Here is a 24,278-nt window from a genome sequence, read left to right on the forward strand (position 1 = left end):
CAGGCTTTTCATTCTGAAGGTCTCTCACTGGTTTTTACGTCGGCAAGCCACTTCTTCATTACCCAGTCTTCACGAGCGTCATCCAGAAGAAGACCCTGGCGTGTCGCCTCCACCATGCCCTGGTAACAGGCCGAAAACAGTGACTGTCTTGAGTCAAACATGCCCGCAGGCGGAGCACAGTGCGACAACATGACGATGACATCGCTGATACACATCAGATGCTCAAGCTGGCGATCGCTGAGTTCTATTTTTGGCGCCTTTTCATCGCGTTCCGGCGGGAGACCACTGCCCTTGATGCCTTTCGCCTGGCCGTCAAGATCCTGCCACGCCCAAAACAGGGCCGGACGCATCAATGGCTCTTGCTGCTCGTCACTGAGAATGTGCGTAAACAACAGCGGAAATACCCGGGTATCGTAAAAGCGTAAAATTCCGCTGCGCCCTTCCTGCAGAATATCCATACACTGCGTGAGCCAGTTCGCTAGCGCCGAAAAGGGCCAATATGTGCAGAACAGGAGCAGCGGCGCCTGGATGGCAAGTTGCTGGCTGATATCCTGTAACCAGCGCATTTGCTCAAGATCATCAAGCGTAAAGCGCGCCACCAGCGGTGCATCATCGACAATAAATGCTTCCGGAAGTCCATGAAAAAGCGACTGCCACTCAACTGACAGCGAATTCAGCGCCGGAATGAAGGAAAAATCCACCCCCGCCTGATCGATAATGACATGCAGATAATCCGTTCCGAAAGCCCGACAGGTTCCGGCAACCTCCTCAATCCATTGTCTGGTCATCTATGCCTCCCGCGGCACGAAGCCCTGCGCCAGCGCCTGGGCTTTTTTAAGGCACTCTTTACACACCGATGCCGGTAGCTCAGGCAAGGGAAACGCCTCGCTGGCCGGCCCCTGCAAATCATGCTGCCCCTTAAGGCTAATCACCCCAGGTCCGTGGATCTGTACCTCTCCCTGTGGGGTAAGACGGATATATGCACCGCCGCACCCCAGGGTGATGCCATTTTTAGCCGTCAACTGCAGATGCCCCTGGGTTGACTGGACGGTGATATCTTTTAGCGCGGTCAGCGACAGAATATCGCCGTGCGACTCTACTTCCAGCGGGCCTTTGGCAGAGACCAGCCTCATCCCCTCCTGTTGCGCCAGCAGTGAAATAGTCTGGCTGGCATTCAATGAACAGCGCTGTGCCGTGGTGATGTTGACCTCCCCCAGGCTCTGCAGATACAGCCCGTTACCGCTGTGCAGGAGGGTTGTTTCCGGCGTGACTGCGGCAATCCCCATCGGCGCCGAGATCAGCAATGTCGGCTGTTTAAGCTCGCTGGTGCCTGCGGTCAGTGCGCTTAATGGGCCGGTGTCTGGGACAACATTGTGATGGGTTTGCGTAATGCTTCCCCATTCCGTGACCTGATTCACCGCACCTTTCAGCAAACTGACCGCCGGCTCCATATCCAGCACCTGCCCCTGAGCCTTCGCCTGCCCGTCCGCGCTGATAAATATCCCTTTCTGTGCCCGGATAGCGCCCCAGCTGTCGGTTCTCAGCTCAAAGCCTTCGCCGCGCGGCCGCCTGTCACTGTCCACCAGGTGCCCCAGGTTCAGCTGGCTCTTGCCGCCATACTCCGTCGACACCTTGATATGCTCTTTCCCGCGCTCGTCGTCGAGGCGGATTTTGTTGTTGGCCGGGGTGCGCAGGACGTTACGTTTGTCATTGCGGATGGTGACGTGGTCGCCGTGCGCCGAGTCGTGCAGCACGCCCGCGATATACGGCCGGTCGGGGTTACCATCCTCAAAGCCAATCGCCACCTCCGTCCCCGCCAGCAGCGGCAGGTGCAGACCGTAGGTGTCTCCGGCATACGGCCGCGACTGGCGGACCCACAGGCTCTCGAACCCGGTTTCCCAGCGCGCCCGGTCAAACAGCATATTCACCCGGTAGCGCCCGTGTTTGTCGATATGCCCGTAGGTGTCGTTTTCCCGGGTGCTGGTCACGCGGGCCGGCAGCGTCCCGGCCATCACCGGACGCGCACCGGGCTCAGGCCGGTAGCCGACGTCCGGGCTGTCCGGTATGCCGGCAAACTCCACCGCAAAGTCGGCATCGCGCCGGGCGTGGCTGTGCATCGCCGTGACGAGCACGCCCTCAGCAAACTCCCTGGCCACCTCCTCTGCGCCGGTGACCTTCAACACCTGTCCCGGGCTGAGCGTCGGGCAGCTGGTGGTGGCCTGCATCCGGGTCTGGTCGTTCAGATAACGCTCATGGCGAAGGCGGGCGTAAAACGCCCCGGACTCCGGCGCCGGATGGCGGTCATGGACATTCCCCGCGGTCAGGTAGTTATCTCCCCAGTGGTAAGCCTCACCAAAGGTGGTGGTCTCCCCGCGGGTGACATCCACCTGCACGTTCATGTCCGCCGTCGCCTCGCGGTAGTTGTAGTCGCGGGTACTGACCTGCTGCTCCACAACGCGGTGGCGGCATGCCATCTCCCACACCGCGTCCACCCCGGCCGACTGCTGCCCTGACGGCGGGACAGAAGGCAACGTCAGCCCCTTCTCATAGCCCTGCTGACTGTCGCAGAACTCCGCGACGTCGATGTGCAGCCGCGTGTCGGCGGAAAAGCGAAACCAGATCCCCACCTCACCCAGCAGACGGGTGATAAAGCGCAGGTCATCCTCACCGTACTGCATCACCTGCTCGCGTCGCGGATACGTTTTTGTCAGTGAGAACAGAAAATCCTGACCGCGCAGGCCGTGGCGCTCGCGGAGGATTTTTTCCACAATCTGCGGAACGGACTGGTCCTGGTAAATGGCGTTCTGGTGCGAGCGGTTAAGCAGCGCCAGGCGTGGCTGAAGCGTCAGCGCGTAGTGCGTTTCATCCCTGGAGGTACTGAGCCGTTCAAACCCCGTCACCACGCCCTGGATCACCCGCACGGGTTGCTGAACATTGATGCCGAAGCCCTGAGCCACCGGCGCCTGCAGCGTCAGGGAGGCTGCCTTCATCAGCATCATCTCTTTGCTGATGGCATGGTCTGCGCTGGTGAATTCAATACGATAGCGGAATGGCTGGCTCAGGGCTTCATCGCCCTCGAAGGCCAGCACATCAAGCCCGGCTTCACATCCCTTCACCGAAAGCAGATGATGGTTGTGGCTGAACAGCAACGATTTCACGTCACTCATCGGCTATCGTCCCCTCGTCAAACGCCATCACGATGCCTTCCTCTTCGTTATATCCCAGCGTTACATGACGCGGTTTCTGCCCCGTCGCCATATGGCTCAATAGCTGCTGACTCAGTGCCGGCAGGATCTGCTGATTCAGCAGACTGTCGACGTTGCGGGCGCCCGTGTCCGGCAGCAGGCAGGCCTCGGTCAGGGCGTCGAACAGGCTCTCGCTGAGGGTGGTGGTGATTCCGTAATGGCAAGCCAGACGCTGACTCACCTGCCCGAGCTTCATGCCGACAATGGCGCGCAGCGCTGCCGACGGCAGCGGACGGTAAATCACCGTCTGGAAGCGGGCCAGCAGCGCCGGCTGGAAGTGGCCGCGCAGCACCGGGCGCAGCAGCTCGTGCAGGTCTGATTCGCTGGCCTCCGGTTGTTCATCCAGCAGCTGCATCAGGAGGTCGCTTCCGAGGTTGGCGGTCATCAGGATCACGGTGTTGCGAAAGTCAATTTCACGCCCCTCGCCGTCGCGCATCATCCCCCGGTCGAAAACCTGGTAGAACAGGTTCATCACATCGCGATGGGCCTTCTCCACCTCATCGAGCAGCACCACGCTGTAAGGGCGTTTGCGCACCGCCTCGGTCAGGATCCCACCCTGGCCGTAGCCGACGTAGCCCGGCGGAGAACCCTTCAGCTGGCTGACGGTGTGCGGCTCCTGATACTCGGAGAGATTGATGGTGATCAGCGCTTTCTCGCCGCCGAACAGCGCTTCGGCCAGGGCGAGCGCCGTTTCCGTTTTGCCGGTGCCGCTCGGCCCGACCAGCAGGAACACCCCCTGCGGACCGTTCTCCGGCGTCAGGCCGGTTTTCGCGGCGCGCAGGCGTCGGGCAATGGCGTTCAGGGCCTCATCCTGGCCAACCACCCGTTTGCCGAGACGCTCCTCCAGGCTCAGCAGTCCCGTCTGCTCATCTTTCATTAGCGAGGAGAGCGGCACGCCGGTCCAGTCGGCAATCACCGTCGCCACGGTGCGGACGTCCACATCCAGCCCGAGCAGGGGATTGCCCTGCTGGACAGCAATAAGCGCGGTTTGTAGATCGCTAATTTCCGCCTGGCGGGAGATATCGCGGCGACAGGCCAGCAGCGCTTCCGTCAGCTGCAGCTCCTGACCATACTGAGTTTCGAGGGTATCCAGCGCCAGAATAAGGCGGATCTCTTCCTGCTCAATGGCCGCCAGCCGTTCGCCGTGGGCGCTGTTGCCCAGCGCAATATCTTCCAGCAGCGCCTGCTTCTCCATCGCCAGGGCGGTGAGCTGCCCCTTCATGCGGGTCAGCGGCTCAGGCACGGTATCCAAACTCATGCGCAGGCGGGCGGAAGCGGTATCAAGTAAATCCACTGCCTTGTCCGGCAGTTGGCGGCCGGTGAGATAGCGTCGTGACAGCGTGACGGCGGCGCGCACCGCGTCATCCGTGATATGAACGCCATGGTGGTCGGCATAGCGGGACTTCAGGCCGCGCAGCATCAGGCAGGCGGTGTCGTCGTCCGGCTCATCCACCTTGACCATCTGAAAGCGGCGCTCCAGCGCGGGGTCGCGCTCGAAGTACTGTTTGTATTCAGACCAGGTGGTGGCGGCGATGGTCCGCAGCTCGCCCCGGGCCAGCGCCGGCTTCAGCAGGTTGGCGGCATCCGCGCCGCCCGCCTGATTACCCGCGCCGATGATCGTGTGCGCCTCGTCGATAAATAGCAGCACCGGCGAAGGCGACTGCTGCACCGCCTCAATGATATTTTTCAGCCGCTGCTCAAACTCGCCTTTGACCCCGGCGCCGGCCTGCAGCAGACCGAGGTCGAGGGTGCGCACCGACACTGGCTTCAGCGTGTCGGGGACGTTGCCTTCGGCAATGCGCAGCGCCAGGCCTTCCACCAGGGCGGTCTTGCCCACGCCCGGCTCACCGACGAGGATCGGGTTGTTTTTACGCCGACGGGAGAGAATATCCACCATCTGGCGGATTTCCGTGTCGCGTCCGAACACCGGGTCAATCAGGCCGTCTCTGGCTTTGGCGGTGACGTCGAGAGTGAATTTGTCCAGCGCGTTCTGCAGCGCCGGGTTGAGCCCATCCGCGTTCAGTTCGCCGCCCGCAGGCCGCCCCACAAATTCCACGTCCCCGCCATGGGGCTGCGCCAGCGCCGCTTCCTGTTGGGCTGACGGACGTTCGTCGGACTGGGCATCAAGCAAGGGGCGCAGGCGTTCCAGCTGACGCTGGCCCAGCGTTAACAGCGGCCACAGGCCATCGCACTGGATCAGATTCTGTTTTTCAACCAGCGCCATCAGCAGGTGAACACTGCGGATCTGCGCTTCGCCGCTGAGCGAGGCAATCAGCCAGGCCTCCTGCATCAGCCTCAGGGTATGGTCAGAGAGCTGGGGACGATGACGAACCGAGCGCGGCTGTTTATCCAGCCAGTTCAGCAGATCCTGCCACAGCGCATCCATATCCCATTCATAGCGCCGCGCCAGCACCGTCAGATCGCCTTCCCCCTGTTCCAGCAGCTTAAGCAGCCAGTGCTCGGGCAGGATCTCGGCATGCGCCCGGGTCTGGCACAGGGAGGCAGCCCCCTCCATTGCGCGGGCACAGCAGGGATTAAGACGGCGTAACAGACTGGCTGGATTTTCCATGAGATCCTCTCTTATTGATTCCGGACACGCTACCGCCCGTCGCTGTTCCCGAACAGGAACCCCAAGCGCACAAGGTCAGGCAGACAGATTGTGTTTTTCTTTGCTGAGAACCCGTACCTCAGGCGCTCAGCAAAAAACGGCGGGCAGAGAAACGCTGCCCGCATCAGGCGATCGCCCGCAACAATCCCCGGCCGCAGAGATAACGATGCAGCCGGGATGAGCGAACGTCGCCTGCGCGCCAGCGGCGCGAAATATGACGGGCAATTACGCGGTGGCGCGTTCGTTCCAGCTATCGGAGTGAATGATGTTGCCGTCTTTATAGGTCCAGGTGATCTTCTCGTAGCGCAGCTCTATCTGTTCCAGATGGTTGTGCTTCTCGTAGGCGGGGTTTTTGATGTCGTGCATCAGGGGATTCACTTTCACCACCTTGACGTTCTCAAGTTTGGTATTGAAATACTCCACTTCCTGGCCGGCATCGTTGATTCGGTACCACTTGAACTCAGCGGATTTCAGGGTCTGGCCGGTGGTCACTGCCTTGTACAGGTAGGGGCTGGAGGAGTCGATCTCCTTGGTGAACAGGAACGGCGTATGAATACGCGTGCCGGTCAGTTTGCCGGTGTTGTTATCGGTCGGGATGTACAGGTTATGCTCCTGAGCCACCACTTCGATACTGCCTTCACGATCCTGAACGTCGACAGACCCTTTAATGTCCGCGCCGCCGTCGTCTTTCAGCCAAAGATAAACAGGAATTGCCATGGAATTACTCTCCATTGTGTAGTGAAGCGCCATCATCCTGGGATGACGCAGAGGGTTGGTCCGGTAACCGGCAGGCGTCTACCTGCGGCACCAGACTGATTTCGACACGACGGTTCAGCGCACGGCCTTCCGGCGTATCGTTTGTTGCAATTGGTCGGCTTTCGCCATAGCCCTGAACGGCAAAGCAGCTGTCCGGCACGTCACCGGTATCGCGCATCCAGTCGCGGACCGATTCCGCGCGTTTCAGCGACAATAGCTGGTTGGCTTTTTCCTCACCCACACTGTCGGTGTGGCCCGCCACCACGATTAGCCACCCGGGCCTGGCCTTAATGTCCATCAGCGAGCTGACCAGCCGCTTTGTCGAACCGGGCTTCAGTACCCATTTCCCGGTATTGAATAGCGACATGCTGTCAAGGCGGATGACGGCCGGCGCGATGCGCTGCACCGGCCTGGGCGGCGGCGGCGGCACGTAACCGCGAATCGCCTCCAGCAACGGTAGGCGAATCTGCTCCCCGCGATACAAGCCCAGACTCAGGCGCAGCGGGACGCCGTTACGCGCCCAGCTATCGAGCAGCGCAGCATCTTCACGCAGTACCCTGACAGCGCTGGCTTTTGGTCGATAATCATCCATCGCAATCCGCTCATAACGGGCAATATCGACGCCCACGCGCTGCAGCAGTTGTCGATTGTTCCAGCCACTGCTGAGCAGCGCGGCGACAGCCGCGAGGGTGAAAATCGCGAGCGCCGCGCGCCAGGCCCTGCCTCGTGGTGTGAGTCCCCGTCCCGCCGGTAACTGCGGCAGGATGAATTCCGGCAAAGCTGAAGCGTCCCCGGTGTCGCTCTCGACAGGCTGCCAGCCAGCTACCCGCGACAGGCCGCTAAGCCGGGATAACCACGTCGTCCAGGCCGATGACGCCAGACTTCCAGGCAGCAAGGGCCCGAGGCCCCACAGCACAGCCGCTGGGGTCAGAGGCGGCAGGTCGGTATTCTCTTCTGTCAACACGGCATGGACGTGCTGTTCAAACCAGCCCATCAGGCTGTTCATCAGTACCTGCTGCTCCAGCGCGGCCGCCCCGCCGGCACTTACCCAGGCCGGTACGGAACAGGGGGCGCAGGAGGGCTGCCAGACTTTCACCGCTTCACCCGGTATCGCCGCCTGCCACAACAGGTCGCGACTCATCGCGCTGCCCACCTGCCCCTGCAGCGCCAGCGGTACGGCATACCCCGTCTGCTGACGCAGCTGGCTGAGTTGCCAGCGCAGGGCCAGCAGACGGCTGGTAAGCCGCTCGCTTTGCGCATGCCGCTGCGGGCAGACGCAGAGCAGCACCGACAGCTGAGGCCCCCATTCCGGCCGCTGGCTCAATACCTGGCGCGCGACCTGCTGCAGCTCCTCCGTCTTTTCCACGCGGATCCAGCAGCCCTGTTTGAGGACTCGCACCGGTGACGCTGGCGGCCAGACACTCGGCAGGTCGCCGCAAACGAGGACCACCGGCTGGCGATAAGCGCCCGCCGGGAGAGGGTCCAGGGTTGATGCGACGTTACGCCCGGCACGACGACTGGCAATGCGCCAGATCCCGATGATCAGGGCCAGCGTGACCAGCAGAATGAGCCACGCCCCCCAGCGGGGAACCGGCAAAAATAGCAGGCACACCAGCGCACTCAGCAGACTGGCCCACAGCGCCAGCCCGCGCTGCTGCGCGGGGCTCATTTCACGGCCCCCGGCAACAGGGTCAGCAGCAGGTGATCGAGCCAGTGGTTGAGCCCCCACCACAGGGCGAGTACCACCACCACGCTCAGGCCAGTACGTACCGGCCAGGAGGCCAGCCAGCCGCTTATCCCCAGACCGGCGCGACTCTCTACCAGTACGGGAGCAGTAGCCGGGCACTGAAAAGGAGGAACACGCTCACCGAGCGCGTTGACCAGCTTCAGGCGCTCGGGGTCGTGGAGGGAGCGAAAGCTGCCAATAAAACCCAGCAGCATCACCCGCTGAAAACAGGTGACCACGGCCAGGTTGGGCGCCGGTTCACGCAACACATCACGCATCCGCTCGCACAGGGTGTCGCCGGCGTCCATGGTGCCGAGGAAGTGCCCCTGCAGCGGAATGTCATACCACTGCAGGCAGGCCTCATCCTCCACGCCGCGCCCTTTCACGGCTTCATCGAGCAGCGCGCACTGGGCGGTGAGAATATGCTGACAGCTGGCGTCATCAAGCCCACTCGCCCTGAGCTCATGTTGCACGCGCCCGACATCAGCAATACAGCGCTGCCATAGCGTGTACCCTTCCTCATCGCGGAACTGCGGGCCGTGGCGCAGGCTGATAACCTGCAGCCAGGTGTTCTGCAGCAGCGCATCAATATCAATGGACGCGGCGTTGCCGCGTTTAGGCTGATTCACGTTCGTAGTACCGCAAAAAGTTCAAGTTCAGGCTCACCGAGCATCCCCGGCACGTAAAACATACAGGTGCCGCTCTGCAGCATTTCCGTCGCCAGAGGGTGGGACACATCGAGGCTGAAATACTGATTTTCCAGACGCAGCGGGATCGCCGCCGGCACATGACGCAATGGCGTGAGGGGCACCCCTGTCCGCGAGGAGTTGACGATGGCTTTGACATGATCCGGACTGCCCACTTTGCACTGGCGCGGAAACTGCTCCTGCAGTTGGGCGACCGGTACCGACGAACGAACCGACAGGTAGTAATCAGCCCCTTCCCGCAGCCGGGCATCGTGCAGACGCGCCTGCCAGAAGTGCAGCCGGACATCATGCTCCAGCGCAATCGCCACCACCCGCGATGGCAGGCTCGCCTCCAGCAGGTCGCTCAGTAAATCAAACAGCGGCGGAAAAGCCGCGTTCAGCTGGTCATGCTGATAGATCGGGACGGCATTCGCCTGATGGGTGAGCGAAAAGGTCAGCAGGCTACCAGCCAGGCGCGCCAGCTCCGGGTAGAGGCGTTCCGGCGGGCTTTGCCGGTAACGCAGAAAGTACCCCAGCACCGGCTCGGCGCTGTTCAGCGCATTCAGCAACCAGAACAGAGAGACATCAGCCACGGCAAAATCAGCCATCCGTTCATTGCTTTCGCGACGCATGGCCATCAGGCGCGTCAGACGAGCCCGGAGCTGGACGAGCAGCTGTTCAAGCTGCGTCGCCAGCCAGCGGCTGCCCTGGATCTGCAGCAGCGGCGGGAGAAACGTCTCGTCGATAAGCCAGGCCCCCTGCGAGTCCCGCTGCAGGCGAACAAGCGGACAGGTCAGGTAATCGCTGTTGTCCTGGTGGGCGAAACGGAGGGTCAGCTCCGGCTGCATGACGGCAATCTGCCGGGTATCGTCCCCGAACTGGTTGCGGACATCGCGCCAGCGCTGCCGGAAGCGCACCGGCCTTTCAGCCATCTCCTCCGGCTTCAGGCAGTTGCCGCCATTCGCCTGCATCAGGGGCAGCGCCAGCACGATCACCACCTCGCCGTCCACCCTGTCCAGCGACAGCGCGGACGGCAGCGCATCGGCATTGTCCGTATCAATCATCGTGCCATCCTGGAATCGGACCTGCAGCCTGTGAGCCTGCAGGCGGCCCAGTTTGAGCATCTCTGGTTCGAAGGTCGCCTCAACCACTCCCCAGGGGTGGTTAAGACCCATCCGGGCAATCACTTCCGCAGTCCAGGCTGCATACGCAGCCTGCTGTTGAAAATGCTGAGGCGACACCATAATGCCCCGGCCCCACAACGGACGTTCCGTTTTCATCATCGTCCGAACCTACGCCTTCGCCTTTGGCATCTGGCTAACCAGCGACAGACTGACGTCCATCCCCTCGACCTGGAAGTGCGGCACCGCGTACAGCTTCACGCGGAAGAAGCCCGGGTTATCCTCGATATCTTCCACCACCACGCTGGCATCGCGCAGCGGATGGGAGGCCTGCAGCTCGTCGCCGGGGTCGGTCATTTCGGTCACCAGGCTCCGCACCCAGGTGTTCAGCTCCAGCTCCAGCAGCCGCCGGTCCTTGGTGGTGCCGATATTCTCGCGCTGGATCATCTTCAGATAGTGCGCGATGCGCGACAGCAGGAAGATGTAAGGCAGACGTGCGTTGATGCGGCTGTTGGCGGTGGCGTCGGCGGTATCGTACAGCGCCGGTTTCTGCGCGGAGTTGGCCGAGAAGAAGCAGGCGTAATCGCGATTTTTGTAGTACGACAGCGGGATAAAGCCCAGGCTGGCGAACTCAAACTCCCGCGTTTCCGGGATCATCACCTCGGAAGGGATCTTCACCTGGTTGCCGGTGCCCAGATCGTACAGATGGATAGGCAAATCTTTCACCGCGCCGCCCGCCTGCGGACCGCGAATTTGCACGCACCAGCCGTTGTTAACAAAGCTCTTCACCATATTAGATGCGAAGGAGAACGCCGCGCTGGTCCACAGATACTTTTCGTGGTCCGGGCCCTTCACCTGCTCGACATAGTTGAAGCTGCGCACCGGCACGGTGTCCGGACCGTACGGCAGACGACCCAGCACGCGCGGCATCACCAGACCGATGTAGCGGGCATCGTCGGTTTCACGAAACGATTTCCAGCGAATATATTCCGCGCGATCGAAGTAGTTGCCGATATCCTTAATAGCAGCCACCTCTTCCATGGTCTCTTTCAGAAAGAAGGCCGGGCCGACGGCGCCGATAAACGGCATATGGGCGGCCGCAGAGACGCGGGAGATATTGCGCAGCAGCGCCACATCCTGCGGGCTGGCGTCGAACTCATAGGCCGAGATCACCGAGCCGATCGGCTCGCCGCCGGGAGTGTCATACTCCGCGGTATAGGTGTGCCAGTAGAGGCCGCTCTGGATAAGCTCCGGCGCGTCCTCAAAGTCCTGGCGCAGATCGTCTTTGGCGACGTCAAGGATCTCCGTTTTGACGTTCTGGCGGTAGTCGGTGTTGTCCACCAGCTGTTTGAGGCCGCGCCACAGGGATTCGACCTGCTGAAACTCCTGATGGTGCATCACCGCGTCCAGCTGACGGCTTATCTGGAAATCCAGTTCGGCGATATGGTGGTCAATCAGTGTTTTGTCGAGCTTTTCCACCCGCTGGCCGGACTGGCGGATGCGCTCCATAAATACCTGCATCGCCGCGGTGAGACGTTCCGCCGCCGGCGCTTCGGAGAGCGCGGCATCGTCCAGAAAGTCGTTGATATCCCCGAGGCGAGACGCCGGGGCGAGATTAATTTTTTCAAACAGCGAGGCGTAAACGCCCTCGCCCGCCCTGTTTTCCTGCAGCGTGGTTTGCCCCTGAACAGGGGCGTTTTCTGTGGTAACAGACATTAGCATTTTCCCGGTTAATCCATTAACAGACTTGCTCCGCACTTATTTCGGGGCAAGCGCACTCATTTCGTCGCGTAATTCCTGGGACAGCGCCGGATCTTTCAGGATTGCCTCAAGCTCTTTTCTGAAAGTGGCGTTATCAAGCAGATTGGATTTGAGATCGCGTAATAAGTTACGCATCGCCAGCATGGCGCGGAGTTGCGGAATTTGCCGGGCAACCTGCTCCGGTTCAAAATCTTTGATGTGGGTAAAACGCAGTCTGACGTTCTCCTCTTCGCCATTGCCGGCCAGCGTATTTGGCACCGAGAGGTTTACTTCCGGGCTAAATTCCGAAAGTACGCTGTTAAAGTTATTTTTATTGACGTTGATTTTTTCTCTTTCTGATAAAGGCCGGTTCTCCTTACCATGACTAAAATCGCCAATGGTAAGCAGCTTCAGCGGTAGTTCAACCTTCTTTTGCGCGCCGCCGGTATGAAGAGATAATTTAAGATTAATGCGCGCCTTGGGGACTTCATTCTGGAACGTATCAGCCATAGCAGTTCCTTTCCTTAAGGAATAATTATTGAAGATATATTGATGTGAAACGTGACGATGATAAAGCAAAAATGGATTACCGATCAACTTAACCACCTAACAAATATATTTATTCATAAGTACACCCTTTCATCACAAAAATAAAAGCACCATGAATATTAATATTCAAAACGTGGGACAATCGTCAATAATAAATTCAATAAATAATGCACCAAAGGAATGTTTGCAATGGGTACTATAAGGCGGGCTAAAGCATTAAGCGGATGAATAAAGGAAATCATAGAGACAACCGGGGCGGTATAATCCGCTCATCATGCAAGTTTAGCGTAACAACGCGATAAATTACTCATAGGGAAAATATCTGGCTACCATCCGATTGCCCCTTCGCGGCGGACGCTTAATAGTCCTGGCGCGAAATCTAAGCGGTAACAATATTCTTCTGCTCCCCTTACTCCCCACAACCGATTTTTTTTGCGGATAACGCGCCACAACGCGATGTCGAACAAAGTTGTCGTTAGCCAAAAACATGAGCCCGGTTACAAGACGCTCACGACACCGTCGTCGGCACCCTGAACGGTTCGCATTCTGCAAGTCGCCAGGCTATATCTAAGACACCTTTCGCCCACAACGAGACACAAAGATGAGCAAGAAAATCCTGATGCTGGTCGGCGATTATGCCGAAGATTACGAAACGATGGTTCCTTTTCAGGCACTGCAGATGATTGGCCACCAGGTCGATGCCGTCTGCCCGGATAAAGCCGCTGGCGACTATGTCATGACCGCGATCCATGACTTTGACGGCGCCCAGACTTATAGCGAAAAACCGGGCCATCGCTTCACGCTGAACGCTGACTTCGCCGCAGTAAAGGCCGAGAACTACGATGCGCTGGTGATCCCCGGCGGCCGGGCGCCGGAGTATCTGCGCCTGAATGAGGAGGTTATTAAACTGGTACAGGCGTTCGACGCCGCGCGTAAACCTATCGCCGCCGTCTGCCATGGCCCACAGCTGCTGGCCACCGCCGGTATTCTCCAGGGCCGCACCTGCAGCGCCTATCCCGCCTGTGCCCCGGAAGTGCGCCTGAGCGGCGGGCACTATGCGGATATTGGTATCGACCAGGCGCATGTAGACGGTAACCTGGTTACCGCCCCCGCCTGGCCTGCTCATCCACAGTGGCTGGCGAAATTCGCCGCCCTGCTGGCGGAATAACCATACTGAGCTGGCGTTTTTGTTGAGCCACCCGCTCCCCTGCGGGAATCTATGCCTCAGCGCGGTGTTTAGTCTCGGGTAAACGCGCTGTTGTATGTTATGCCGATGGCGGGGATGCGCCACGATTTACCGCTTATCTTCAGGGGCTGGTTAAAAAACCAGACCCTGAAAGGTTTATCGCAGCCCTGGCAGGCATCATCAATTCAGCAATGCGATCTGCTTTACCACTATTTCATTGATTTTATGGATTATTTCAGAAGTTACGCGTTCTTTGATATCGCGGTCAACAAATACCCGAATGCAATATTTGATGATTTGATACTGATTTAACTTATCACCACACTTATTTAATGATTTTATTTCGTAGCGGTTCTTAAGATCCTTTACCAAAAGCTTAACTTCGGTTTTCTCCAGGTCTTTAAAGGCGCAGTCGGAGACAATATCAACGGCAAATTCATGTGGTTTGAAATGAGGCTGTAATACAGAAGTCAATAACCCGGTGAGTTGACTCTTCCACGCCTTATTTTCCTTGTCAGCGATGTCAGCTTTATACACAGAGTGTTTGGCCTCATAGACCTTCGACCATGGGTGTCGGTTAATAATGTCATCAAGTATTTTTTTATTAACCGCTTCGGTATCGCTGATATCTATCCATTCACCAAGCTTGTCATTCAAAAAATAATCATCACTGCACGCCAAATAAAACTCCTTCAGCGCGTCGATGAAGCTTTCATCGCTATGGTCAACGATACGGTCGGTAACGTCAGAGATAATGACATTTTGTGGATCCTTGCTTTGCATAATCTCGCATAATGTGCTCAACATCGTCGCAAAGGCGCGGTTTGTTTTATGGTAATACACCTGTGAGAAAAGGCTTGAGCGCGCCCCGATAAACTCAGCGATCGAGTCAATTCCACTCTCTTTGTAAGCAAGGTACAGTTTTCCCTCTTCCTCGACAGGCACAATAGACATAAACAAGCGATTGTAATCGTAGATGCCACACTTGACGCCGGAGAAATAGCCATCTCTGAGCAAGTAATCCATCCGGTCGGCATCGATCGGACAGGAAGAGATGATCGAGGTCATTAACGGCAGGATATCTGTTGCCTTACCATTAATTTTCTCAATGATCTGTTGGTCACCGTATCTTTTTTCGATAATTTTTAACACATTTTCGATATTTATTTCGTCATCGACCTTACTCTGTTTTTTCAGATCATGATAAATCATCAGGCTGAACAACAGCGAAAGCTGTTCGTGTTCAACTTTCTGTTCTGGGTTGCTTATTGCATCAATGATCGAATGGTAGGCTGTGGGCAAAACATCGGAGAAATCCCGCTTACTGGGCATAAAACTCTCAAACTGGTGGGATACAGGCCCGTGCCCGATGTCATGCATCAGGGCAGCGAGTCTTAACTCCTGAATGTTGTGTTTTGGTATCTGATCGATATGACCAAACACATGGCCATCATCATATTTCTTTTGATAGCGTATCGCATTCAGGCGTAAATTATTGAGTATTTCACTTGATAAATGCAGCACCCCGAGAGAGTGTTCGAAGCGGCTGTGCACCGCAGAGGGAAACACCTTATATAAAAAAGAGTTCTGTTTAATGTTGCGTAAGCGCTGGAACAGGGGGTGATTGATAAATGCAATCTCGAGTGTCGTCAAACGAATAGTGCCGTGAATGGGATCAAGGATCTTACTGGTCAATTTATTTTCAAAATCCATAACTTAAATCCTTTCATAAGTGCATTAAATATATTTAGCATATTGACTGTTTATTCAACAATAATCTTGCGCATTCAGGCAATAAGGTCAATCACTAATATTTAATGAGCCGCGCGGCAGATCTTTATTTCCTTATCTCTGCACAGCGTCGCGCTATATCGGCATCCACTGATATATCGATTGACTACGGATGAAAACAGCCCCGGTTTTCTTCGCTCAGATGCGCATTCCCCCGGAAACCTCAATGCGCTGGGCATTCACCCAGCGATGATCGTCAGATAGCAGCGAGGCGATCATCGGCCCGATATCCTCTGGCAGGCCAGGCCGGCCCAGCGCCGTCATCGCAGCGACAGCCTGAGCGACCTGCGGGTTATCCCGCACCACCCCGCCGCTGAAATCGGTGGCGATGGCGCCAGGCGCCACGCAGTTCACCGTAATTCCGCGACTGCCCAGCTCAAACGCCATATAGCGAGTCAGGGTTTCCACCGCGGATTTCATGATGGCATAGGGCGCCCGGTTCGCCATCACAATTCGGGTTAGCCCGGACGAAACATTCACTATTCGCCCGCCATCGGCCAGCAGCGGCAATAGTTTTTGGCTGAGGAAGAAAACGCCCTTCACATGGATGCGATACAGCGCATCGAATTCCGCTTCCGTGGCGTTAAGAAATCCCATGCCGCTGGCGTTGCCAGCATTATTGACCAGATAATCAAATTTATCGGCACCCAGCTCCGTCAGCGCACCCTGAAAAGCGCTAACAAATGCGTCCAAGGTGTCAGTTTCGCCAGCGCTGAAGGGCAGCGCGATCGCCCGGGCGCCCAGTGCTTCAACCCGTGTAACCACCTCGTTCGCCTCGGCAAGACGCATTTTGTAGGTCAGTACTACATTTACGCCGCGCTGGGCCAGCGCTTCGACGGTCGCACGTCCCAGGCCGCGGCTGCCGCCTGTCACCAGGGCGATTTTTGCGCTATTGTTCATGTTTTCTCCTTTTCTCTCTGCTGAAAACATGAGCGATTATAAGCCCCTGAATGCCGACGATAAGACCGCGTTGGGCGACAGGATAGTTTTGCCAGCTGGAACAATGTCATGGATAAACTGGATACGCTGACCTTGTTCGTGCGCATCGTCGAACGGGGCTCATTCAGTGCCGCTGCCGCGGATCTGGGGGTTTCCCGGCCGGTAGCGACCGCGGCTATTAAAGCGCTGGAAGTCAGTCTCGGGGCGCGGCTGCTACAGCGTACCACCCGGCACGTACGGCCGACGGCAGAAGGCTCGCTGTATTATCAGCGCTGCGTGTCCATTCTGGCGGCCCTTGAGGAGGCCAATCGCAGCGCCGGGGGGAGCATCTCCGGCACCATTCGGGTAGACGTGGCGGGCAACCTGGCGCGGACCCTGCTTCTGCCCGCGCTGCCGCAGTTTCTCGCCCGCTACCCGGACATTACGCTGCAGATCGGCGAAAGCGAGCGTGACGTCGATCTGGTTCGCGAGGGAGTCGATTGCGTCATTCGCGGCGGCCATCTCCCCGACAGCGAGATGATCTGCCGGCCGCTCGCCGGGTTGCAGGAGATCACCTGCGCCAGCCCGACCTATCTCGCCCGGTACGGCACGCCGGATACGATCGACGCTCTGGCGGATCACCAGATGATCGGATTTGTGTCATCACGCACGCAGCGTACATTGCCGCTGATCTTTACCCGGAATGGCCGCCAGGCCGAGGTCAGTTTGCCCTGTCGGCTGCTGACTTCGGATGCCGACGTCGGCGCCGAAGCGGCAAGGCTTGGCTTTGGCCTGTATCAGGCGCCCTTGCCCCGTCTTAAGGCCGATCTGACGACTGGCGCATTGATTGAAATACTCGCTGACTATCGTCCTGCGCCGCTGCCGCTTTCCCTGCTCTATCCCAGCAGCCGGCAGCTCTCTGCCCGGGTACAGGTATTTATCAACTGGGTGACGGCGCTAATGAAGACTCCCCTGGGGTAGCAGGCATCCGGAAGGCTAAAATAACGTTTGCTATTATTCGCGGCTCGTGCGTTAATCGTTTAGTCGATTTACCAGACAAAAAGTTATTATCTGAGTACGTGTTCTCATCTCCAGGCGTTATCCCTGATACCACCTTCCTTTGAGCAGTCCCGTTAGTAGTTTGCTTTTTCTGTAAACAGGCCCTGTCAGATCCCTGTCGGCTCCTTAAAAAGTCCTCTATCTGACCCCGAACCCGGCTTACCACCAACTAAAATCAGCCGCGTTAATTTTCCTGAAAACGACCATTGTCTTTTCAACAGAACATCACCCATACAAGGTTTATATTATGATCGAACATATCCATTTTAGATGCCCATGCTGCCATGGCTCCCAGTACAGAACGTCCCAGTTTGACGTCACTGAAAAAAACCCTTTTGGTGCGAAATGCATTTTCTGCAAATCGGCCATGATGACATTAGATACTATCCGTCCTCATCACCTGGGCGCGCTGTCCGCCGCCCAGGCACAGCAATAAGATGATGAAGCTGGTGAACGCGGGTGGGGAAATTCCCCCGGTGATTCATCCGGGGGCAACGTCTGGTCCCTCACCCGCAGCGATCGTCGGTGGCATGGCTAAGGCCGGTATCAGGCAACGCTTTTATCAGGGTAGTCACATTCTCCCCGGCGCCAGTTTCCACATTAAAATAGTCCACCGCACGCAGAATAAGCCGCAAGCCTCTGCCGCCTTCCGCTAACGGATCGACATCAAAGTGCTCATCGTCACGCGCCAGCGCCAGGCGTTCGGCAGGAAAGATCTCTCCCGCATCGATAAAGCGCAGCGTCACACGGTCATCGTCCGCGAAAAATTCCGCGCGAAAAACGCATTGACCATCTTCATGCAACGCATAGCGAATAATATTCGTCGCCGTTTCACAGGCGGCGAGATCGAGTGCGAAGCGCCACTCCTCCCCGACAGGCAGCGGCGCCATTTGTTGAGTCAACCACGCCGCCAGCGGCGAAAGCGAGGTAAGTTGGGCAGGAAACATCATGATATTATTCACGGGAACGTCACGGATTTAACTGCGCAAGGGCTGAAACGCGATCCTCGCTAATACGGAAAATACGATCCATTCTGGTCAGGGTGAACATATTGCGAATGCCGGGGTTCCACGCGCACAGTGTCATTACTCCTTTACCATTCATCATTTTCATCAGGGAAACCAACGTTCCCAAACCGCTACTGTCGATATAATCGATTTTGCTGAAATCAACAATCAGATCGGCACGAGCTTCGCCTATTTCCTCGGCGATTGCCGCTTTAAAGGCCACTGCGACGGACGCATCCAGCCGACGCACCGCCGGCGTCAGGATCGTGACCGAGGCCTGCCGTTCGGTTTCAATTTTCATCACTGTCCCCTGTACGTTCAATAATCAAGAGTGAAACATCATCAGCCATTGCCTGCGGCTCCCGGTCAGCATCATTGCGCCAGCGGGTAAGCTGCCCGGCAAACTGCGCCAGCAGCGTGGGTAGCGAAAGCGTGACGCCATCCTGCAGACAGCGCTGCAAACGCGCTTCGCCAAACTGTTCACCGTTCAGGTTTTCGCATTCGGTAATACCGTCGCTGAACAGGCACAGCCGCTCCCCCGGCGCGAGCGAAAAGTTGACATCGGTCCATGAGAGATCGTCTATCAACCCCACCGGCGCTCCGCCGCTGCCGACCGGCCGGACACCGCCTTCCGGGCTAATGATAAAGGGTGTAGGATGCCCGGCCTGACACAGTTTCCCCTCACCCGTTGCCAGGTCAATCACGCCATAGATCAGGGTGAAATAGCTGACGATCTCTGTTTCGTTACTGCAAAAACGACTATTGAGGATCGTCACCACCTGAGCAGGCGACGCCGGCTGGTTATCGGCAGAGGAAAGAAATCGTTCAACGGCCCGGCCATGCAGAAACTGGCGGGCGACAGCGAGCGACATCATCGCCGCCCCCACGCCGTGCCCGGAAACATCCACGCAGTAAAATCCGAGGCGATCGCCCAGCGGGAAAACGTTAAAAATATCCCCCGACACCCAGGCCGACGGCAGGAAAATCCAGTCTGAGAAAAACCCCTGATGGCGCAGCTGATGGGCGGGGAGAACCGACTGCTGAATGCGCGCCGCCAGCTCCAGATCCTGTTCAATCTGCCGCAGCGCTTCGCTCAGCCGCGTATTACGCGCGGCGAGGTCGGCTTCGAGGGAGAGGATCCGCGCCCCGGCGTGCAGCCGCGCCCGCAGTTCGCTCTGCTCCACCGGTTTGCTGAGAAAATCATCAGCCCCGGCGTCAAACCCCTGCGTTACATCACCGGGATCTTCGCGGGCGGTGAGCAATATCAGATAAACATAGTGGCCAAACTGGCGACGGCGAACCTCCCGGCACAGCGTCAGGCCGTTCATCTCCGGCATTTCCCAGTCGCTAATCACCAGACTGATGGGCTGGTTCTCGAGAATCGTCAGTGCGGCGACGCCGTTTTCCGCCTCGCTGACGATATAGCCCCACTGCGTCAACATCCGGCTCAACAGCCGACGATAAACCAGCGAATCTTCAACAATCAGGACGTGCTGTGCCGACATTGCGCCTCCTAAATCGGCAGGAACCAAATCAGGCTGACCGTGCCTTCGCGAAACCTGCCGCTGTACGCTATCAGTTTAGTCAGTCGCGGGTTGGCTTGCTCATCAGTAATGGGGTTGTCAACCAGGCTATACTCCTACCTGACGGCAACACCAATCGACTTCAGCGACAAACTGGCGATAACTGGCTGGTCAGCAAAAGTAACGTGTGGGTGCTGCTGGATAAAGACGAATGAGCGGCGGCCCGCTTTACCGCAGAATAGCAACGAGGAAATCCTGCAAGGGGAAAACTCATGCATGGCCAGCGCGTGTCGTCTGCGGAATTTAACCCGCCCGGCCGCTGCCTGCCGGGCGAGCGGGTTATGAGGAGCGCACCATGAAGTTTTATCGCGATCTCTTTGAGGCCAGCCTGAATCGCGTCGTTCCGGATCACGACAAACAGCGCTTCTTTCAGGCCTTCTACAGCACCTTTATCCATATGTCTCCGGAAACCGAGCAGCACTTATCCCAACGCTCCGGCGAGGAAGGCCAGCAGATGGTCTTTAAAAGCTTTTTCGCCATGCTGGCGGTCAACGGCGACCTCTTTGTACCCGATTTTCTGGAACGGCTGGCGCGGGCACAGAGCGAGGAAGGCCTGCGTCTGCCGCCGCGTTTTTTTGCCCTCTGGCGGGAAGCCATGCTCAAAACCGTCCGCGCCAGCGATCCGCTGTGCGATGAAGAAATCCTTACCGCATGGGCGATGGCGATCGCCCCCGGGCTTGAGTATCTGCGCCGCCAGGCAGAGCTCCACTATCAAACCACAGGTCACTGATCATGCATGCCGCTAACCGTGCCGACCTCAACGTCCTGCCTTCGGCGGTGATGATTTACGATGAGCGCGAACGACTGCAGGCCTGGAATGATAAGGTGGCGCTGTTTTATCCAACGATCGCGCCCTGGCTCGCCGTCGGCGCTTCTCTTGAGAGCCTGGCGGAGAAGTTTATCGATGCCGGATATAACATTGCCCCTCGCCGGCAACAGACGCTACGCGAGACGATTATCCGCAACTACCGCCAGGCGAACCATTGCGAAGTCAGACAGTCGGGAAAACGTCGGCTGTACGTCCAGCATCAGCGGCTGGGGGATGGCGGAATTGTCAGCCTGCATACCGATATCACTGAGCTTGACGACGCCCGGCGCTCGCGTCATCAGCTTCATGACGACTTTTTATTCACCGCGGAATCGATCCAGATCGGTATCTGGGACTGGCAGGTCTCCCACGACAACCTGCAGGTGAATGACACCCTGCTGGCGATGGTTGGCCAGTCGCGGGCACAGTGGCACTACCCGCTGAGCTTTATGCTCAATCTGATCCATGAGGACGATCGCGCTACCCTGCAGCAGGCGATGATCGCCTCGCAAAACGAGCATATGCCGGTTTTTGAATGTGAGCTTCGCGTCCAGCACCCGACGCAAGGCTGGCGTTGGATGCTGCTCTCCGGGCAGATTGTCACCCTCAATATGCAACAACAGGCAGAGCGAGTGATCGGGACGTTGCAGGATATTACCCGGCGCAAAGCCGCAGAGCTGCTGGCCATTGAGGCGGCGAAGGCGGCCCGTGAGGCGAACGAAGCGAAAAGCGCCTTCCTCGCCAATATGAGCCACGAAATCCGCACCCCGATGAACGGCATTCTCGGCATGACGCAGCTGTGCCTCGACACGCCGCTCACCGCAGAGCAGCGGGAGTACCTTTCGCTGGTAATGAGCTCAGCCCAGTCGCTGCTGCACATTATTAACGACATTCTTGATTTCTCACGCATTGAGTCGGGCAAGATGCAGGTGGACGAAGAGCCGCTGGAGATCCGCCCCTTTATCCAGTCGCTGATCCGCCCGCATATGCCTGCCGCCAGCGAAAAGGGTATTGAGCTGCTGGTGGATATCTCCCCTGCGGTACCGGAGGTGCTGATCGTCGATGGCCCCCGGCTGCGGCAAATCCTGACTAACCTGTTGGGTAATGCGCTGAAGTTCACTCATCAGGGGGAGGTTCTGCTGGCGATAGCGCCGGCCGACGACGAAAGCCGCTGGCGCTTTCGCATTCGCGATACCGGGATTGGCATTGCCCCGGAAAAGCAAAAGGCAATCTTCGAGGCCTTCAGCCAGGCCGATAGCTCCACCACCCGCCGCTACGGCGGCACCGGTCTGGGGTTAACCATTTCGGCCCGCCTGGTCAGCCTGATGGACGGCGAGCTGACGGTGGAGAGCCTGCCCGGGGCGGGCAGTGAATTTGCCTTCACCCTGCCGCTGGCAAGTCTGCACGCCGCCTCCGCTAACGCCCCGCCGGGACGCTTCAACAACGAGCGGGTGCTGGTGGTTGACGACAACAGCACCAACCTGCGCCTGCTCGACACTATGCTTCGCCAGATGGGGCTGATACCAACCTGCGTGGACAACGCCGGCGAGGCGTTACGTCGGGCCGCCGAAGGGCCGCCCTGGCCGCTGATCCTGCTGGACGCGCAAATGCCGGATATGGACGGCGTATCGCTGGCGCTGGAGCTCTCCGCCCTGCCTGAAGCCCGGCAAAGCCAGATCATTATGCTCAGCTCCATGAGCCGCCATTTTGACGTCAATATGCTCAAGCGCATCGGTATCGCCCACTATCTGCATAAACCGGTGGCGCAGCGCGAACTGCATCAGGTTATCACCGGTATTCTGGTGCCCACACCGGTGGTGGCGTCAACGCCTGCCCCCGTTGCGGAACCGGTCATGGACCAGACCGGGCTGCATATCCTGCTGGCCGAGGACAATCTGGTTAATCAGAAGGTCGCGAAACGGCTGCTGGAACAGCTTGGCCACCGCTGCGAGGTGGTGAACAACGGCCGGGAGGCGCTGGAGCGCTGGCGCGCCGCCTGCTGGGATCTCCTGCTTATCGATCTGCAAATGCCGGAGATGGACGGTGAGACCGCCATCCGCCTGGTGCGGGAAGAGACGCTGGCGCTGGGTCGGGAGCACCAGCCCGCGATTGCCATGACCGCCCACGCGATGCAGGGCGATAGAGAGCGCTGTCTGGCGATGGGTTTCGACGGTTATATCGCCAAACCAGTGAGTCTTGAGGCGCTACGGGAAGCCATCGCCCGCGTCGGCGCAACGGAAGATAGTGGTTTGGAGGAAAAGGCAGGCTTGCCGGACGAGGCCCACCTGTTAAAACAGTGCGCCGACGATCCTGAGCTGGTCGAGGAGCTGCTGGGACTTTTCGCTGAAGGGCTTGACGCCGCAATCATCGCCCTCACCCACGCCATTGATGCTAATGACCGGGAGACGTGGCGCCGAACCGCCCATAAACTGCGCGGCGAGGCGGTCACCCTCGGCTTTCAACGCCTTGCCGGGGTGCTCCAGCAGCTGGAGAGCCTGGCGGGCTCGCCCGACCAAACTGTGCCTGATGTTCTGCGCGACGCACTGGCTGAGGCGACCACTGGCTGCCACCTTTGGCTGCGGCGCAGAGCGCAGGCGGCTTCACGCTATGCCCCGCTCAGTCGTGGATTTTCACCCCCAGACAGCCGCGAACGAACTCAGGGTTGAAGTGTTTGACCGCTTCGCCAACGTAACCTAAATCCAGGGCACTGATTTGCGCCATTTCGTTATCTGTTAATACAAAATCCCAGATAGCAAAATTTTCTTCAATGCGCTCCTGGCGGGTGGATTTAGGGATCACCGTGACGCCACGCTGCACGTTCCAGCGCAGAACAACCTGCGCAATGGTTTTCTGGTGCGCATCGGCGATCCCCTGAAGCAATGCATCTTGATACGGGTTATGTCTGCCACCGCCTAACGGCGCCCACGCTTCAGGCTGAACGTGATAGCGTTTCATGGTTTCCAGCGCCGCGGGCTGCGCGAAATAAGGATGCAATTCGACCTGGTTTACCATCGGCTTAATTCTGACGGTTTCGCAGAAGTTGACCAACACATGCGCATAGAAGTTAGAAACGCCAATCGCCTTCAGTTTGCCAGCGTCATAGGCCTCTTCCAGCGCACGCCAGGCGCTGAAATAATCGCCCATTGCCTGATGTAGCAAATAGAGATCAAAGTATTCCAGGCCCGATTTTTTTAAGGACGCGGCAATCCCAGCTTTCGCCATCCCGGTGTTGGCCATATCCTGGACCCAGAGTTTGGAGGTAATAAAAAGCTCATCGCGGGTACACAGACCTTGTGCAATAGCTTCACGGACGGCGTCACCGACGGCATCTTCATTGTCGTAGACGGCAGCGGTATCGATGAGGCGATAACCGGTGCGAATGGCGTTCAACACCGCCTGCTTACACTCCGCTTTATCGGTCACCTTGAAAACGCCGAAACCCAGCATCGGCATTTTGCGAGCGTTACTTAATACTGAATATTCCACGCTGAAGCC

General features: G+C 58.1%; 20 protein-coding genes. 5 read left to right on the top strand and 15 right to left on the bottom strand.

The features are described 5' to 3' along the window. Positions 1-8: 8 nt before the first annotated feature. The 9 genes from tla1 to tssB all read right to left on the bottom strand — a co-directional run bounded on the left by tla1 (position 9) and on the right by tssB (position 12,392). Entirely contained in the window at positions 9-788 is a 780-nt protein-coding gene (gene tla1, locus LGL98_RS14305) for a toxin Tle1 chaperone Tla1 (protein WP_136034808.1), read from the bottom strand. Then, a complete protein-coding gene (locus LGL98_RS14310) occupies positions 789-3,158 on the bottom strand; it encodes a type VI secretion system Vgr family protein (protein ID WP_168435433.1) in 2,370 nt (789 codons plus the stop codon). It lies immediately after the preceding gene. 1 nt (position 3,159) lies between these two features. Then, a complete protein-coding gene (tssH, locus tag LGL98_RS14315; protein WP_136034811.1) occupies positions 3,160-5,814 on the bottom strand; it encodes a type VI secretion system ATPase TssH in 2,655 nt (884 codons plus the stop codon). Positions 5,815-6,078: 264 nt separating this feature from the next. Next, on the bottom strand, positions 6,079-6,570 hold the full coding sequence (hcp, locus tag LGL98_RS14320; protein ID WP_002902160.1) for a type VI secretion system effector Hcp: 492 nt from the start codon (positions 6,568-6,570) through the stop codon (positions 6,079-6,081). A gap of 4 nt (positions 6,571-6,574) precedes the next feature. Then, on the bottom strand, positions 6,575-8,278 hold the full coding sequence (locus LGL98_RS14325; protein WP_136034814.1) for an OmpA family protein: 1,704 nt from the start codon (positions 8,276-8,278) through the stop codon (positions 6,575-6,577). Continuing rightward, entirely contained in the window at positions 8,275-8,964 is a 690-nt protein-coding gene (gene tssL, locus LGL98_RS14330) for a type VI secretion system protein TssL, short form (RefSeq protein WP_136034816.1), read from the bottom strand. Before tssL ends, LGL98_RS14325 begins: the two co-directional genes overlap by 4 nt. After that, on the bottom strand, positions 8,961-10,304 hold the full coding sequence (gene tssK, locus LGL98_RS14335) for a type VI secretion system baseplate subunit TssK (RefSeq protein WP_168435425.1): 1,344 nt from the start codon (positions 10,302-10,304) through the stop codon (positions 8,961-8,963). Before tssK ends, tssL begins: the two co-directional genes overlap by 4 nt. A gap of 9 nt (positions 10,305-10,313) precedes the next feature. After that, complete coding sequence (tssC, locus tag LGL98_RS14340) at positions 10,314-11,858, bottom strand: type VI secretion system contractile sheath large subunit (protein WP_136034817.1); 1,545 nt, start codon at positions 11,856-11,858, stop codon at positions 10,314-10,316. A 42-nt stretch (positions 11,859-11,900) separates the two neighbouring features. Beyond that, positions 11,901-12,392 carry a type VI secretion system contractile sheath small subunit gene (gene tssB / locus LGL98_RS14345; RefSeq protein ID WP_136034819.1) on the bottom strand — a complete coding sequence of 164 codons (492 nt, stop codon included), beginning with the start codon at positions 12,390-12,392 and terminating at the stop codon, positions 11,901-11,903. A 640-nt stretch (positions 12,393-13,032) separates the two neighbouring features. Between tssB and LGL98_RS14350 the strand changes: the two genes are divergently transcribed. Next, positions 13,033-13,599, top strand: coding sequence for a DJ-1/PfpI family protein (locus LGL98_RS14350; RefSeq protein ID WP_136034821.1), 567 nt, complete (start codon positions 13,033-13,035; stop codon positions 13,597-13,599). A 198-nt stretch (positions 13,600-13,797) separates the two neighbouring features. Here LGL98_RS14350 and LGL98_RS14355 read toward each other — a convergent pair whose 3' ends face one another. Together LGL98_RS14355 and LGL98_RS14360 are read right to left on the bottom strand one after the other, a co-directional pair. Then, on the bottom strand, positions 13,798-15,330 hold the full coding sequence (locus LGL98_RS14355) for an HD domain-containing protein (RefSeq protein ID WP_136034823.1): 1,533 nt from the start codon (positions 15,328-15,330) through the stop codon (positions 13,798-13,800). A 216-nt stretch (positions 15,331-15,546) separates the two neighbouring features. After that, a complete protein-coding gene (locus tag LGL98_RS14360; RefSeq protein ID WP_136034824.1) occupies positions 15,547-16,308 on the bottom strand; it encodes an SDR family NAD(P)-dependent oxidoreductase in 762 nt (253 codons plus the stop codon). Between the two features lie 108 nt (positions 16,309-16,416). Between LGL98_RS14360 and LGL98_RS14365 the strand changes: the two genes are divergently transcribed. Continuing rightward, positions 16,417-17,307: a LysR family transcriptional regulator gene (locus tag LGL98_RS14365; protein ID WP_136034826.1), complete on the top strand. Its 891-nt coding sequence runs from the start codon at positions 16,417-16,419 to the stop codon at positions 17,305-17,307. 325 nt (positions 17,308-17,632) lie between these two features. Next, complete coding sequence (gene ymcF, locus LGL98_RS14370) at positions 17,633-17,821, top strand: cold shock small protein YmcF (RefSeq protein ID WP_136034828.1); 189 nt, start codon at positions 17,633-17,635, stop codon at positions 17,819-17,821. A gap of 70 nt (positions 17,822-17,891) precedes the next feature. On the opposite strand, the gene LGL98_RS14375 is transcribed toward ymcF, so the two are convergent. From LGL98_RS14375 to LGL98_RS14385, 3 genes are read right to left on the bottom strand one after another with little or no spacing between them, the layout of a single operon-like run. Then, entirely contained in the window at positions 17,892-18,335 is a 444-nt protein-coding gene (locus LGL98_RS14375) for an ATP-binding protein (protein ID WP_136034829.1), read from the bottom strand. Positions 18,336-18,354: 19 nt separating this feature from the next. Then, on the bottom strand, positions 18,355-18,693 hold the full coding sequence (locus tag LGL98_RS14380; RefSeq protein WP_136034831.1) for an STAS domain-containing protein: 339 nt from the start codon (positions 18,691-18,693) through the stop codon (positions 18,355-18,357). After that, entirely contained in the window at positions 18,683-19,897 is a 1,215-nt protein-coding gene (locus LGL98_RS14385; RefSeq protein WP_136034833.1) for a PP2C family protein-serine/threonine phosphatase, read from the bottom strand. Before LGL98_RS14385 ends, LGL98_RS14380 begins: the two co-directional genes overlap by 11 nt. Positions 19,898-20,270: 373 nt before the next feature. Between LGL98_RS14385 and LGL98_RS14390 the strand changes: the two genes are divergently transcribed. Together LGL98_RS14390 and LGL98_RS14395 are read left to right on the top strand one after the other, a co-directional pair. Next, the gene (locus LGL98_RS14390; protein WP_136034835.1) at positions 20,271-20,705 is read left to right on the top strand and encodes a globin family protein; all 435 of its coding nucleotides are present in this window, start codon (positions 20,271-20,273) and stop codon (positions 20,703-20,705) included. Between the two features lie 2 nt (positions 20,706-20,707). Further along, on the top strand, positions 20,708-23,449 hold the full coding sequence (locus LGL98_RS14395; protein WP_136034837.1) for a hybrid sensor histidine kinase/response regulator: 2,742 nt from the start codon (positions 20,708-20,710) through the stop codon (positions 23,447-23,449). Here the strand turns inward: LGL98_RS14395 and LGL98_RS14400 are convergent. Further along, complete coding sequence (locus tag LGL98_RS14400) at positions 23,400-24,269, bottom strand: aldo/keto reductase (protein WP_136034839.1); 870 nt, start codon at positions 24,267-24,269, stop codon at positions 23,400-23,402. The genes LGL98_RS14395 and LGL98_RS14400 overlap by 50 nt on opposite strands. Positions 24,270-24,278 lie beyond the last annotated feature (9 nt).

This window comes from Klebsiella africana (genome assembly GCF_020526085.1).
Taxonomy (GTDB): Bacteria; Pseudomonadota; Gammaproteobacteria; order Enterobacterales; family Enterobacteriaceae; genus Klebsiella; species Klebsiella africana.

What these genes read in the sequence shown, in the direction of transcription:
- tla1 (WP_136034808.1), bottom strand. Translation starts at nt 788, where the DNA reads ATGACCAGACAATGGATTGAGGAGGTTGCCGGAACCTGTCGGGCTTTC.
- tssH (WP_136034811.1), bottom strand. Translation starts at nt 5,814, where the DNA reads ATGGAAAATCCAGCCAGTCTGTTACGCCGTCTTAATCCCTGCTGTGCC.
- hcp (WP_002902160.1), bottom strand. Translation starts at nt 6,570, where the DNA reads ATGGCAATTCCTGTTTATCTTTGGCTGAAAGACGACGGCGGCGCGGAC.
- LGL98_RS14325 (WP_136034814.1), bottom strand. Translation starts at nt 8,278, where the DNA reads ATGAGCCCCGCGCAGCAGCGCGGGCTGGCGCTGTGGGCCAGTCTGCTG.
- tssK (WP_168435425.1), bottom strand. Translation starts at nt 10,304, where the DNA reads ATGATGAAAACGGAACGTCCGTTGTGGGGCCGGGGCATTATGGTGTCG.
- tssC (WP_136034817.1), bottom strand. Translation starts at nt 11,858, where the DNA reads ATGTCTGTTACCACAGAAAACGCCCCTGTTCAGGGGCAAACCACGCTG.
- tssB (WP_136034819.1), bottom strand. Translation starts at nt 12,392, where the DNA reads ATGGCTGATACGTTCCAGAATGAAGTCCCCAAGGCGCGCATTAATCTT.
- LGL98_RS14350 (WP_136034821.1), top strand. Translation starts at nt 13,033, where the DNA reads ATGAGCAAGAAAATCCTGATGCTGGTCGGCGATTATGCCGAAGATTAC.
- LGL98_RS14355 (WP_136034823.1), bottom strand. Translation starts at nt 15,330, where the DNA reads ATGGATTTTGAAAATAAATTGACCAGTAAGATCCTTGATCCCATTCAC.
- LGL98_RS14360 (WP_136034824.1), bottom strand. Translation starts at nt 16,308, where the DNA reads ATGAACAATAGCGCAAAAATCGCCCTGGTGACAGGCGGCAGCCGCGGC.
- LGL98_RS14365 (WP_136034826.1), top strand. Translation starts at nt 16,417, where the DNA reads ATGGATAAACTGGATACGCTGACCTTGTTCGTGCGCATCGTCGAACGG.
- ymcF (WP_136034828.1), top strand. Translation starts at nt 17,633, where the DNA reads ATGATCGAACATATCCATTTTAGATGCCCATGCTGCCATGGCTCCCAG.
- LGL98_RS14375 (WP_136034829.1), bottom strand. Translation starts at nt 18,335, where the DNA reads ATGATGTTTCCTGCCCAACTTACCTCGCTTTCGCCGCTGGCGGCGTGG.
- LGL98_RS14380 (WP_136034831.1), bottom strand. Translation starts at nt 18,693, where the DNA reads ATGAAAATTGAAACCGAACGGCAGGCCTCGGTCACGATCCTGACGCCG.
- LGL98_RS14385 (WP_136034833.1), bottom strand. Translation starts at nt 19,897, where the DNA reads ATGTCGGCACAGCACGTCCTGATTGTTGAAGATTCGCTGGTTTATCGT.
- LGL98_RS14390 (WP_136034835.1), top strand. Translation starts at nt 20,271, where the DNA reads ATGAAGTTTTATCGCGATCTCTTTGAGGCCAGCCTGAATCGCGTCGTT.
- LGL98_RS14395 (WP_136034837.1), top strand. Translation starts at nt 20,708, where the DNA reads ATGCATGCCGCTAACCGTGCCGACCTCAACGTCCTGCCTTCGGCGGTG.